Here is a 12,500-nt window from a genome sequence, read left to right as displayed (position 1 = left end):
AAGGCGCGCCATGACTCAAAAACGCACCATCAACGAACTCAACTTCGATTTCATGCGCCAGCGCAAGACGGCGGCCTGGCTCTCAGGCGCAGCCCTGTTCGTCTGTCTGCTGTGGATCGTCTTTCGCGGCTTCAACTTCGGGTTGGATTTCACCGGCGGTACCCTGATCGAGCTCAGCTATGCCCAGCCGGCCGATCTGAACGAGATCCGCGCCCTCCTCAAGGAGCAGGGCCAGACGGGGGCCACCCTCCAGTATTTCGGCTCGCGGACCGATATCCTGATCCGTCTAGCCCCGCAGGCTGAGGAGGACGGGGCGGGCGCCAAGTTGAGCGATCGTGTCTTTGCGGCCTTGAGTCGTGCCGCCGAGGGGCAGGTCGAGATGCGCCGCGTCGAGTTCGTTGGTCCACAGGTCGGTGAAGAACTGCGTGAACAGGGCGGACTGGCGGTGCTGTTCTCGCTGATCGGCATCCTGATCTATGTCGCGCTGCGTTTCGAATGGCGCTTCGCCGTCGGCGCGGTGGTGGCACTCATCCATGACGTACTCTTCACCGTCGGCGTCTTCTCGCTGTTTCAGATCCCCTTCGACCTGACGGTGCTCGCGGCGGTGCTGGCGGTGATCGGCTATTCGCTCAACGACACCATCGTCATCTTCGACCGGGTGCGCGAGAACTTCCGGCGCATGCGCAAGGGCACGGTGATCGGGATCATCAACAATTCGATCAACGAGACCCTCTCTCGCACCCTCGTCACCTCGGGAACCACACTGCTGGTCCTGGTGGCGCTCTACGTCCTGGGTGGTGAGGCCATCGACGGATTTGCGCTAGCGCTCATCATCGGCATCCTGGTCGGCACCTACTCGAGCATCTATGTGGCCACCGCGATCGTGGTCTGGTTGGGCTTGAGTCGCGACGACCTGCTGCCGGTCAAGAAGGAAGGCGCCGAGCTCGATCCCCTGCCGTAACTATTCAGGTTCTCGGTCCAACCAAGGTGAGTGCTGGTTAGCGTAGGGGCGCCGTAAGGCGCGAGGATGGTGGGAGCAGCGCCTTCAGGCGCGATCGCGGCACCCATCCCCGCATCAACTGCCAAGATCGCGGCTAAAGCCGCTCCTACGGGAGGCATTGGCGGGGTAGGAGCGCCTTCAGCGCGATCCACATCTTTATTGAGGACTGGGGTTAATAAAGATGTGAAGATTGATCGGAAGAGACGGCAGGAGATTCCATCCGCCGACGCTGGCCAAGATGGTCGCCTTTTCAGCGACTTCTAACGAATACTACTTTATAATCCGAGGCGATTTCGCACTATTTTACTGCGATACCAAGATCAACCCTTTGATTAGCGATATCTATTCAGATACATCCATTCGAACATCCGCTTGAACCAGTGGAACAACCGCAGCGAGGGTAGAACGAGGTTAAACCGCTCGTTGCGCGCGACCAGCATGCCGCTGTCGTTGGTGTCGACGATACAGAGTAGCTCGACGCGGAAACTGGCCGTGGGTTTCTTGCCTGCAAACTCGGCGAGCAGATTGCGCACCGCCGCCCGCGCCTGGAGATCGGCCATGTGGCCCTGTTTGGGCATCCAGTCGGGACCTGGGAAACTGCCTGCATCGCCTGCGACATAGACCCGCTCGAACCCGGGTACCCGGCACTGGGCATCGGCCTTGATCAGCCCGCCTGGCGAGCGCGGCAGATCGGTCGCATCGAACCAGGCATTACCGGTCAGCCCCGGCATAAAGAGGATGAGATCGGCCGCGAATTCCTCGGCCTCGGTCGTGACCCTGGTCTCGCTGAACCCCTTGAGCCTATGACCGAGGTGGGTCTGGATACCACGGCGCGCCATCTCGGCGAGCAGACCCTCGACCGCCTTGGGTCCGAGCCGGTTGCCGGGACGCTCGGCCGGGGAGAAGAAATGCAGGCTGAATCTGTCGCGCCTGCCTTCGCGCCTAAGCTGGCTATCCAGCCCGAACAGGAACTCGAAGATGGGCCCACCCCGCATCGCGCTCGGTTCATTGGGATTACTGGCAAAGCCCATGGCGATGTGACCACCATCCATGGCGCGCACCCGGTCGCGGATCTCCTTGGCAGCGACCACGCCCTCGCAGGGCACGATGGCGTGCTCAATGCCGGGGAGTGTCTTGATGAAGCGCCCACCGCTGGCGATGATCAGACCATCGTTCTCGACTGAACCGTGCGTGGTCTCCAGCAGGCGACCGCCGTTCTTGAGCCCTGTGGCCTCGCCCGCCAGATGCTTGACCTTCATGTGTTCAAAAAAGGGGCGCAGATCGATGACCAGGTCATCGCCAGTGCGCAGACCACAGGGCACCCAGATCAGCCCCGGGTAGTAGACGAACTCAGGACGACGGCTGACGAGCGTGATCTCGACCTCGGGTGCGCGCTTGCGCAGCTCGATGACGGACGTCAGTGCGGCAAACCCGGAACCGACGATAGTGACACGTTGCATGAGAGACTCCAGATGTACAACACCGGGCAAGGACTGGACTATAGCTTGACTTCCACTGATTGACATCCTCCCGGCCTGAAGGCTGGGGATTCCTGCGACGCTCGTCCGGGGAGCTCTCGCTCGATCTCTCTGTTCAATGCCTTAAGGAAACGCTGATTGATTCCATTCGTGGCAACACCTTCTCCCATAACCCATTGATTTTGTAGGAGCGGCTTCAGCCGCGATTGAGAGGCACGCGATTTATTGAGCGTTTCCTTAAGTATTCAGCGCTTTTCTTCCACTCCCAGCAACACGGGTTCTAGGATCGGCCAGACGTTATCAAGAATTCGCCCTTGAGCCTCGGCGGTCGGATGCAGGCCATCGGGTTGCATCAGATCCCAGTCTTCGGCCACGCCCTTGAGCAGATCTGGCACCAGGGGCACCCCTTGTTCGGCAGCGACCTGCATCCACACGGCTTGAAACCTGTCGTTGTAGGACACACCGTAGTTCGGCGGCAGTCTGACCCCAATGAGCAATACCTGTGCCCCAGCTTCCCGCCCCTGGACGACGAGTCGCGTAAGATGATCCTGGATCACACCCAAGTCCCAACCGCGTAACCCATCGTTGGCGCCAAGCTCGATGACGAGCACCGAGGGTCGATGGCGCTCTAGGAGCGCCGGCAGGCGCGTCAGTCCGCCGGACGTGGTCTCGCCCGAGACGCTGGCGTTCACTACCTGATGTGGGAGTCCTGCACGCTCGATGCGTGCGGCGAGCTGACTCACCCAGCCGTGTTCGAGGTCGATACCATAACCGGCGCTCAGGCTATCGCCCAGCACCAGTATGACCGCCGCCTGGGCCAGGGCGGTCGGCACGGCACACAGCAGAATCAGCGTCAGGAGTCTCGATCTCATGTCAACGGACCCGGTCGTCTCGCAAGCCATTGGACTGGTGAAGCATGTTACCGGCCCGAGTGGTGGCTTGACCATCCTCGCCGGGGTAGATCTCAATGTCCATGCCGGTGAGGCGGTGGCCATCCTCGGTGCCTCAGGCTCGGGAAAATCAACCCTGCTCGGGCTCCTGGCCGGACTCGACGATCCGACCGCAGGCGAGGTCTGGCTGTGCGGGCAGCGCGTCGATCGGCTCGACGAAGACGGACGTGCCGAGTTGCGCGCCGGTCGGGTCGGATTCGTGTTTCAGAACTTCCAGCTCCTGCCCACGCTCACTGCACGCGAGAACGTGCTGTTGCCGCTAGAATTGACCGGCGCCCCGGATGCCGACTGCCGTGCCGAAGAGGCGCTTGCCCGCGTGGGACTGAGCGCGCGTGCCCGGCACTATCCGCACCAACTCTCGGGCGGCGAGCAGCAGCGCGTGGCCATCGCCCGCGCCTATGCGCCCCGTCCGTCCGTGCTGTTTGCCGACGAGCCGACCGGCAATCTCGATCAGACCACGGGTGAACGTATCATCGAGCTCTTGCTCGAACTGCGCCAGGAGACAGCGCGCGAATCTGGATCTGGTACGGCCTTGGTCCTCGTCACCCACGATCCAGCTCTGGCCGGGCGCTGCGATCGACGGCTGCGGATGCAGGATGGACGACTGGAGTCACTGGCATGAACGCCTGGCGTCTGACGTGGCGGCTGTTACGCCGGGATTGGCGCAGCGGCGAGCTCTATCTGCTGTCGGCGGCATTGGTCGTCACGGTCGCGGCAACCACCGCCGTCGGTTTTTTCACCGATCGAATCGAGGCGACCCTAAAACGCCAGGGCAATGAATTGCTCGCCGCCGATCTAGCGCTCGAGTCCTCCCGCCCGCTCGATATCCAGTTCGCGACCGAGGCCCAGGCACGGGGTCTTGAAACCGCAACCACCCTGGAGTTCCGGAGCGTCGTCATGGGGGAGCGCCCTCAGCTCGTGTCGATGAAGGCGGTCGATCCGGGCTATCCATTGCGTGGGCACTTGCGGATCGCCGCGACCCGCGCTGGTCCTGACCGCCCAGTCGCCTCAGGTCCACTGCCAGGTGAGGTCTGGGTCGAGTCCAGACTCCTACGGCTCCTCGGGCTCGAACTCGGTGCGACTCTGGAGGTAGGTGCGGCGCATCTACGCCTCGGTGCCATCCTGACCGATGAACCGGATCAGGGACGCGCCGTCTTCTCGCTCGCCCCGCGCGTGCTGATGAACCGTGCCGATCTGGACGCGACAGGTCTGATCGGGCCGGCAAGCCGCGCCACCCATCGGCTGTTGATCGCGGGTCAGGCCAGGGCGATCGCGGACTATCGCGACTGGGCACGCACTCGGCTGGCGGCCAATGTCAAATTGACCGATGCCCTAGAGGCCAGGCCCGAGTTCGGCGCGGCGGTGGAGCGCGCCTCAGGCTTCCTGCATCTGGCAACCCTGGTCACCCTGCTGGTGTCCGGCGCCGCGATCGTGCTCGCCGGTCAGCGTCTGGTCGAGCGCCAGACCGACACCCTGGCGGTGATGCGCTGTCTGGGTGCCCCGCGCCGTCTCGCGATGCAGGTCCTGGTCGGGCGGCTGCTGTTGCTTGGGGTCATCGCCAGCCTGGTCGGCTGTCTGACCGGCTGGCTGGGTCAGCTGGGTCTGGTGGCGGCGCTGGGCGATTGGCTAGGGGACGATCTGCCACCGGCCTCACCAGCCCCCGTCTTGACCGGGCTGGCGACCGGGTTGCTCACGCTGCTCAGCTTTGCATGGCTGCCCCTGATCCAACTTGCACGGGTGCCGCCCCTGCGCGCACTGCGGCGCGAGCTGGGGACACCGCGCCCCCCGGCGCTCCTGGCCTTGGGGATGGCCGGGTTGACCTTGACGTCCTTGATCCTGTGGCAGGCCAAGGATCTGGAACTCGGGCTGATGATCCTGGGTGGGGTGCTGGCGACCCTCTTCATACTCGCGGCAAACGTCTATTTGCTCTTGCAGCTCGCCGGACGGCTCGTCGGGTGTGTGCGCGGCGTCTGGCGACTTGGGTTGGCGGCCCTAACCCGCCGTCCTGGCACGGCCGCGCTCCAGATCCTCGGGTTTGGGATCGGCAGCCTAGCCCTGCTGCTGCTGACCCTGGTGCGAGTGGATCTGCTCGAATCCTGGCGCAAGACCCTACCCGAGGGCGCGCCCAATTACTTCCTCATCAACATCCAGCCGCACGAGGTCGAACCCTTACAGTCCTTCCTGAGCGACTCCGGGATCAGAACGGTCAAACTCCATCCGATGGTCAGCGGGCGACTGATCCGGATCGGCGAGCGCAGGGTCGAGCCGTCCGATTATGACGACCCACGCGCCGTGCAGCTGGCGAGTCGCGAGTTCAATCTTAGCTACGACAGCAAACCCCAGTCGGACAACCGGATCGTCGCCGGACAATGGTGGACGGAGGCTGCCGAGGTCGCACCCCAGTTCTCGGTCGAACGCGGTCTCGCCGAGACGCTCGGGATCAGGCTGGGCGATACCCTGACCTTCTGGGTCTCGGGGCACGAGGTCAGCGCCCCGGTCACCAGTCTGCGCGCGGTGCGCTGGGACAGTTTCAACGTCAATTTCTTCGTCGTCGCCACACCCAAGCTGCTTCAGGGCGAGCCGGCGACCTTCATCACCAGCTTTCATCTGCCGCGCGAGCGCGAGTCACTGATCGCCGAACTGGCACGGCGCTTTCCAAGCGTCAGCGTGCTCGACGTCGAGACGATCCTCGGCCAGGTCCGTCAGGTCATCGACCGGGGGGCCTTGGCCATCGAGTCTGTCTTTCTCTTCACCCTGGCGGCGGGATTCTTGGTGATGTATGCCGGGATCCAGGCGAGTCTGGAGCAGAGACGCACCGAGCATGCGATCCTGCGGACCCTAGGCGCCAGGCGACGCCGTCTCTTGATGAGTCTGGCGCTCGAGTTCACCCTGGCTGGACTCTTGGCCGGACTCTTGGCCGCGGTCTGTGCCGAGATGACGGCCTGGTGGCTCGCCGAGCGGATCTTCGAGCTCGAATTCAGGCTCGATCTCCGCCTTTGGGTCATCGGGGTCCTGGGGTCGGGGCTGGCGATCGGTCTGGCCGGGACGCTCGCGACCTATCCGTTGCTGATCCATCCGCCATTGCGGGCATTGAGGGCGGGGAATGGTTGACGGTTGCGCACTCGGCCCAGGAACCCACCGAAGCGACTTAAGGTGTGGCTCAATGCCGCGCCTTAAGCGCCGTAGGAATCTCGGGCCTTCAGGCCGGGGAGGATGTCAAATCCTGCGCACCCAGAAGGGGTCCTCGACGTGTCGCGCACGACCGCATCGCCCCGACCTTTCCCGTTGCCGTTTGGCCTCTTTGCCGACGGCTTTTTCATTTTCGCTCGTCTTATCCCCGCTTCGTCGATCGATTGACACGTAAGGAGTCTCCTCATGGCCTTGGTCAAGAAAACCGCTGCTTCCGCAACGAGTTCCGCAACTGCTAGGCCTTCCGCCGCCGCCGCACGCGAGGCCGAAGCCCAGCGCAAGCGGGCCCGGACGCTGGCCAAACAGCAGCAGGCGGCCGAGCGCATCGCCGCGGCGACGGCACAACTCGCTTCCGGCATCAATGAGGCCGCTTCGGCGGCCGAGGAACTCAAGCGCGCTTCCAACCAGATCGCCACCGGCGCCGAAGAGGCTTCCGGCGCCTCGCAGGAATTGCTCGCCGCCTTCAAGCAGGTGACCGTTTCCATTGGCCGGCAACTGCAAAACGCCAATACATCACAGAACAAATCCGAGGCCTGCCAGTCGCTGGCCCAGGTCACGGGGGATGCGGTCGGCAAGCTGGTGGCCAATGTCGGCGTGGCGGCGCAGCGGCAGATGGCGTCTGTCGAAAAGGTGGCGGAGCTGGAAAAACAGGCCACCAACATCGGCGACATCGTCAAGGCCGTGGTGCGCATCGCCGATCAGACCAATCTGCTCGCCCTCAATGCCGCCATCGAGGCGGCGCGTGCCGGCAAGCACGGCAAGGGTTTCGCCGTGGTGGCCGACGAGGTGCGCACGCTGGCCGAAACCTCGGAAAAGAGCGCCAAGGAGATCCAGGAACTGGTGGCGCAGATCCAGCGCGAGGTCAAGGTTATCGCCGAAGGTATCAATACCTCGGCCAAGGCGGTGGAGGGCGAGGTCGAGAAAGGTAACGCCGTCGCCGAGCAAATGGCCCGCATTCGTTCTGAACTGGCCGATGCGGTCAGGGGGATGCAGGAAATCGCCGCCGGCGCGGCGCAATCGAATGCCGCCGCGCAGCAGGCGCTGAAAGGCTCGGAAGACATCGCCGCCGCCGCCGAGGAGCAATCCGCCGCCGCCGAGGAAACCAACAAGACCGTCGCCGAGCAGGCCACGGCCCTGGCCGAGTGCGAGCAGGCGGCACAGAACCTCTCGGAACTGGCCGAGGACCTGAAGAACTCCACCGATGTCGCCAAGAGCGCGGAGGACGTCGCTTCCGCCGCCGAGGAGCTCTCCTCCGCCGTGCAGGAGATCAACCGTGCCGCCAGCCAGATCACTACGGCCATCGAGCAGATCCGCAAGGGCGCGCAGACCGCGGCAGCGGCCACCGAAGAATCGGCCGCCGCCGTCACCCAGATCGAGAAAGGCCTGCAAGTGGCGCAAGAGCGCGCCACCAAGGGTGCGGAAAAGGTGCGCGTGGTGCGGGAACTGCTCGCCACCAACAAGAAGTCGGTGGAAGAACTGATCGCCGGCATCAATGCCTCGGCCACCACCACCCAGGCCAGCATCAAGCAGGTGAAGAATCTGGAGCAGGTATCACGGCGCATCGACAAGATCGTCGAGGCCATCACCACGGTATCGATCCAGACCAACATGCTGGCGGTCAATGGCTCCATCGAGGCGGCGCGCGCCGGCGAATTCGGCAAGGGCTTCGTCGTGGTGTCCACCGACATCCGCAACCTCGCCCGCGACTCGGCGGAAAATGCCGACCGCATCAAGGATCTGGTCAAGGCGGTGCAGGACCAGATCGCTGCCGTATCCGCAGACCTCGACGAAATCGCCAAGGCGGCAGTGAGCGAAGCGGAACAGGCCAAGACCTCGACCGCCAACCTCAACCAGATGGAAGCCGAGATCGCCGAAGTGGATCGCGGTGCCCAGGAAATCCTCGCGGCGGCAACTGAAATCGCCACCGCCATCGCCCAAGTGAAGAAGGGCGTCGAACAGATCGCCGCCGCCGCCCAGGAGGCCGAGAAAGCCGCCACCGAAGCGGCCAGCGCCGCCGAAGAACAGGCCAAGGGCGCCGAGGAACTGGCCGCCGCCATCGAGGAAATCGCCTCGCTCGCCGATGAGCTGCAAAGCGCCTGAGGGAGACGGGCGTGGCAGCGACATGGGCCGTGGGAGCGGCTTTAGCCGCGATTCGAGCCGCCGAGTCTGGAATGGCTTCTGCGATCGCGCCTGAAGGCGCTCCCACAATGCCACCTTTTATTAGGAATAGCAGCGAAGGAGTCGGTACATGACAGAAAATGTGCTGGAAAAACCGCCTGTCGCAAATGCGGCGGAAGACGCCGTAAGCGATACCCGGCAGTTCGTGGTCTTTCTCGTCGGCGAGGAGGTCTTTGCCGTGGACATGGCGCCGGTGCAGGAGATCATCCGCGTGCCGGAGATCGTGCGCGTGCCGCTCGCGCCGGCCTCGCTGGAGGGACTCGCCAATCTGCGCGGCAAGGTGTTGCCCATCGTCTCCTTGCGCCGGATTTTCGGCTTCGCCGAAAAAGACTTTGATGATGCCACCCGCGCCGTGGTGATCGACATGGGCCAGCCGCTCGGCTTCGTCGTCGACCGCGTCGCCAGCGTGATCAATGTCGAGCCGGAGAGCATCGAAGGCGTCGAGGAGATTCGCAGCACCGTCGATAGCGACTTGCTCACTGGCATCCTCAAGGATGCGGGGGGCTTCCCGATGGTGATGGTGCTCGATTTCGGACAGCTCATTGCCCGCGAATTTGCCGCCATTGCGGCGCTCACGAAAAGCGCCGCCGGCCTCACGGCCGCATCGACTGGCGCTCCGCATGAGACCGACGAGGAGGCCGCCAGCGACGAACTGCAGCTGGTGAGCTTCAGCGTCGAGGGCCAGGAGTACGCGGTGGAGATCGAGCGGGTGCAGGAGATCGTGCAGGTGCCCGAGACCATCGTTCATGTGCCGAATGCGCTGGCGAGCGTCCTGGGGCTGATGAATCTGCGCGACCGGCTGCTGCCGCTGGTCTCTTTACGCAGCCTGTTCGGCCTGCCGACGCGCGCGCTCGACGAGAAAAGCCGCATCGTGGTGATCGGCTTGGGCGCGGCGGCGGTCGGTGTGGTGACCGACAGCGTATCCGAAGTGCTGCGCGTGCCGAAACAGGCGGTCGAGGCCATGCCGGCGCTTTTGGCGCGTGAGGGCAACATGGGCGACATCGGCCAGATGTGCCGGCTCGATGGCGGCAAGCGTCTGGTGTCGATCATCGCCGTGGATCACATGTTTGCGCACACGGCAGTCAAGGAGGCATTGAAAACGGTGGAAACCAACAACAGTTCTGACAGTGAGCGCCTAGAAGCCAGCGAACTCGAGGCCGACGACGAAGAGCAGGTGGTGGTGTTTCAACTGGCGGCCGGCGAATTCGGCGTCGCCATCGAGAGCGTGCAGGAAATCGTGCGCGTGCCCGAGGAGCTCACCCACGTACCCAAGGCGCCTTCCTTTGTCGAGGGGGTGATCAACCTGCGCGGCTCGGTGCTGCCGGTGATCGACCAGAGAAAGCGCCTCGACCTGCCACCCATCGAGCGCAACGAACGCCAGCGCATCATGGTCTTCATGCTGGGCGGCGTACGCACCGGCTTCATCGTCGATGCGGTCACCGAGGTGCTGAAAATCCCCAAGAGCGCCATCGAGGCCGCGCCCAACCTCTCCAGCGAACAGTCCCGCCTGCTGGGCCGGGTGGCGAACCTGGAAAAGCAAAAGCGCATGATTCAGCTCATCGACCCGGCGCACCTCATCGACGAGGTGGACCAGTTCCAATTGGCGGCACTGGGATAAGGCGGGCTCATGGCCATCAAGCTCCTCATCGTCGACGACTCGGCGCTGATGCGCCGGCAACTGACGCAGATCTTCGAAGCCGACGGCGGCTTCGAGATACGCGCGGCGCGCAATGGCCAGGAAGCGATTGAGGAAAACCTTGCCTGGCAGCCGGATGTCATCACGCTCGACATCAACATGCCGGTGATGGACGGCATTACCGCGCTGTCGCACATCATGGCCACGCGGCCGGTGCCGGTGGTGATGGTGTCCTCGCTCACCGAGAAGGGGGCGATGGCCACCTTTGAAGCGCTGGCCTTGGGCGCGGTGGATTACATCGCCAAGCCCGGCGGCACGATTTCGCTCTCCATCGGCGAGATCGAGCGCGAGCTGGTGGCCAAGGTGAAGGCGGCGGCCCGCGCCAAACTCAAGGCGGGCGGGGTGGCCGGTGGGCGCGGCCTGACCGAAAAACTGCGCGAGGAGCGCAAGGCGGCCGCCAAACCCGCCTTCGTGCGCCGCAGCGTGGCGGCGGAAGAGGCCGAGGGTCTGGTGCTGATCGGTGTGTCCACCGGCGGGCCATCGACGCTGGAGGAAATCCTGCCCCGCCTGCCCGCCGACTACCCGTTTCCCATCGTCATTGCCCAGCACATGCCGGCCTCCTTCACCGGGCCTTTCGCCGCACGCATGAACAGCCTGTGCGCCCTCGATGTCGTGGAAGCCAACAAGCCGATGGAGCTTCGGCCCGGCACCATCTACCTCGGCAAGGGCGGCGCCGACGTGGTGATCGCCAACCGTGCCGGGAAACTGATGGTGCTGCCCAAGCCTGAGAACCCCAATTTTCTCTGGCACCCTTCGGTGGAAGTCCTCGGCCGCTCGGCCCTTGAACATTGCGAGGCGTCTGCCCTCACCGGCGTCATGCTCACCGGCATGGGCTACGACGGCGCCGACGCCTTCACCGAGATCAAGAAACAGGGCGGCCGCACCATCGCCGAGTCGGAAGACTCCGCCGTCGTATTCGGCATGCCCAAGGAACTGATCGAACGCAGCGGCGCTACGCTCGTGCTGCCCGTCCACAAAATCGCTACCCAGCTCGTGAGCTGGGCGCGTAATTGAAATCATGATGCCTGCCATGACCCATGTTTCGGTAGGAGCGGCTTCTGTGGGAGCGGCTTTAGCTGTGGGAGCGGCTTCAGCCGCGATAGGGGCGGTGAAACCGGCATCGAGCGCTGCGATCGCGCCTGAAGGCGCTCCTACGACGGGGCAGGGGCATCCCGTAGGAGCGGCTTTAGCCACGATTGGGGCGCCTGAAGCCGCTGCAACCCCTGCGATCGCGCCTGAAGGCGCTCCTACGACGGGGCAGGGGCATCCCGTAGGAGCGGCTTTAGCCACGATTTCGTCGCCTAAGGCCGCTGCGACCGCTGCGATCGCGCCTGAAGGCGCTCCTACGATGATCAAAGCATTCTCTACCTGAAAGGTGCCCCCATGGCCATCGTCAAACGCAAGGAAACGCAAACCGTTCAAACCGACGAGCGCAGCCGCCCGCGCGATCTGGACGGTCTCGTCGCTGAACTTTCCGATTCCAACCCGCAGGCCAGGCGCTGGGCGGCGCGCGATCTGGCCGCCTTTCCCGATGCTTCCGCCGCCCTGGCGGCGCGGCTATTCAAGGAAACCGATGCCGCGGTACGCGAAGCCATCCTCACCAGTCTCACCCTGATCGGCAACCGCACGGCGGTCGAGGGCTTGGTCGAATGCCTGCGCAGCGAGGATGCCGGCTTGCGCAACGAAGCGATCGAGGCGATGAAAAATCTGCCCGAGGCGGTGGCACCGATCATGGCGGGGCTATTGGCCGACCCGGACCCGGATGTGCGCATCTTCGCGGTGAATGTGCTCGAAAGCCTGCGTCACCCCGACGTCGAGCAGTGGCTGATCGAAGTGATCAGCGAAGATGAGCACGTCAACGTCTGCGCCACCGCCGTCGACCTCTTGGGCGAGGTCGGCAGCGAGGCGGCCGTGCCGGCGCTCGAAGCGCTCAAAACGCGCTTTGCCGGCGAACCCTACATCGCCTTCACGGCCGATCTAGCCTTGAAACGCATCCGCGGAGGCTAACA

Annotated in this window: 9 protein-coding genes; 7 read left to right on the top strand and 2 right to left on the bottom strand. The window is 64.1% G+C overall.

All coding sequences use genetic code 11. From position 1 onward, the window contains the following. Positions 1 to 10 precede the first annotated feature (10 nt). Positions 11 to 961, top strand: a complete 951-nt coding sequence (secF, locus tag E6P07_RS13370; RefSeq protein ID WP_153976062.1) for a protein translocase subunit SecF — start codon at positions 11 to 13, stop codon at positions 959 to 961. A 371-nt stretch (positions 962 to 1,332) separates the two neighbouring features. Here secF and E6P07_RS13365 read toward each other — a convergent pair whose 3' ends face one another. Together E6P07_RS13365 and E6P07_RS13360 are read right to left on the bottom strand one after the other, a co-directional pair. Next, the gene (locus E6P07_RS13365) at positions 1,333 to 2,460 is read right to left on the bottom strand and encodes an NAD(P)/FAD-dependent oxidoreductase (RefSeq protein WP_153976061.1); all 1,128 of its coding nucleotides are present in this window, start codon (positions 2,458 to 2,460) and stop codon (positions 1,333 to 1,335) included. A 263-nt stretch (positions 2,461 to 2,723) separates the two neighbouring features. Then, positions 2,724 to 3,350, bottom strand: coding sequence for an arylesterase (locus E6P07_RS13360; RefSeq protein ID WP_153976060.1), 627 nt, complete (start codon positions 3,348 to 3,350; stop codon positions 2,724 to 2,726). Here E6P07_RS13360 and E6P07_RS13355 point away from each other — a divergent pair. The 6 genes from E6P07_RS13355 (at position 3,349) to E6P07_RS13330 (ending at position 12,498) form a co-directional block, all read left to right on the top strand. Beyond that, a complete protein-coding gene (locus E6P07_RS13355) occupies positions 3,349 to 4,050 on the top strand; it encodes an ABC transporter ATP-binding protein (protein ID WP_153976059.1) in 702 nt (233 codons plus the stop codon). The genes E6P07_RS13360 and E6P07_RS13355 overlap by 2 nt on opposite strands. Next, positions 4,047 to 6,539 carry an ABC transporter permease gene (locus tag E6P07_RS13350; RefSeq protein WP_153976058.1) on the top strand — a complete coding sequence of 831 codons (2,493 nt, stop codon included), beginning with the start codon at positions 4,047 to 4,049 and terminating at the stop codon, positions 6,537 to 6,539. The genes E6P07_RS13355 and E6P07_RS13350 overlap by 4 nt, the downstream gene beginning before the upstream one ends. 264 nt (positions 6,540 to 6,803) lie before the next feature. Further along, positions 6,804 to 8,717 carry a methyl-accepting chemotaxis protein gene (locus tag E6P07_RS13345; protein ID WP_153976057.1) on the top strand — a complete coding sequence of 638 codons (1,914 nt, stop codon included), beginning with the start codon at positions 6,804 to 6,806 and terminating at the stop codon, positions 8,715 to 8,717. A gap of 148 nt (positions 8,718 to 8,865) precedes the next feature. After that, positions 8,866 to 10,413 (top strand): chemotaxis protein CheW, encoded by a 1,548-nt coding sequence (locus E6P07_RS13340; protein WP_153976056.1) that lies wholly within the window; start codon positions 8,866 to 8,868, stop codon positions 10,411 to 10,413. A 9-nt stretch (positions 10,414 to 10,422) separates the two neighbouring features. Continuing rightward, complete coding sequence (gene cheB / locus E6P07_RS13335; protein ID WP_153976055.1) at positions 10,423 to 11,505, top strand: chemotaxis-specific protein-glutamate methyltransferase CheB; 1,083 nt, start codon at positions 10,423 to 10,425, stop codon at positions 11,503 to 11,505. Between the two features lie 369 nt (positions 11,506 to 11,874). Then, a complete protein-coding gene (locus E6P07_RS13330; RefSeq protein ID WP_153976054.1) occupies positions 11,875 to 12,498 on the top strand; it encodes a HEAT repeat domain-containing protein in 624 nt (207 codons plus the stop codon). Positions 12,499 to 12,500 lie beyond the last annotated feature (2 nt).

Source organism: Thermochromatium tepidum ATCC 43061 (assembly GCF_009664085.1).
In the GTDB taxonomy this organism is placed as follows: Bacteria; Pseudomonadota; Gammaproteobacteria; order Chromatiales; family Chromatiaceae; genus Thermochromatium; species Thermochromatium tepidum.
Note: the sequence above shows the minus strand (reverse complement) of the source record. Positions and strands in the feature narration are given on the sequence as shown.

Coding starts and splice junctions, on each gene's coding strand:
- E6P07_RS13330 (WP_153976054.1), top strand. CDS start 11,875: ATGGCCATCGTCAAACGCAAGGAAACGCAAACCGTTCAAACCGACGAG.
- E6P07_RS13345 (WP_153976057.1), top strand. CDS start 6,804: ATGGCCTTGGTCAAGAAAACCGCTGCTTCCGCAACGAGTTCCGCAACT.
- E6P07_RS13365 (WP_153976061.1), bottom strand. CDS start 2,460: ATGCAACGTGTCACTATCGTCGGTTCCGGGTTTGCCGCACTGACGTCC.
- E6P07_RS13355 (WP_153976059.1), top strand. CDS start 3,349: ATGTCAACGGACCCGGTCGTCTCGCAAGCCATTGGACTGGTGAAGCAT.
- secF (WP_153976062.1), top strand. CDS start 11: ATGACTCAAAAACGCACCATCAACGAACTCAACTTCGATTTCATGCGC.
- E6P07_RS13340 (WP_153976056.1), top strand. CDS start 8,866: ATGACAGAAAATGTGCTGGAAAAACCGCCTGTCGCAAATGCGGCGGAA.
- E6P07_RS13360 (WP_153976060.1), bottom strand. CDS start 3,350: ATGAGATCGAGACTCCTGACGCTGATTCTGCTGTGTGCCGTGCCGACC.
- E6P07_RS13350 (WP_153976058.1), top strand. CDS start 4,047: ATGAACGCCTGGCGTCTGACGTGGCGGCTGTTACGCCGGGATTGGCGC.
- cheB (WP_153976055.1), top strand. CDS start 10,423: ATGGCCATCAAGCTCCTCATCGTCGACGACTCGGCGCTGATGCGCCGG.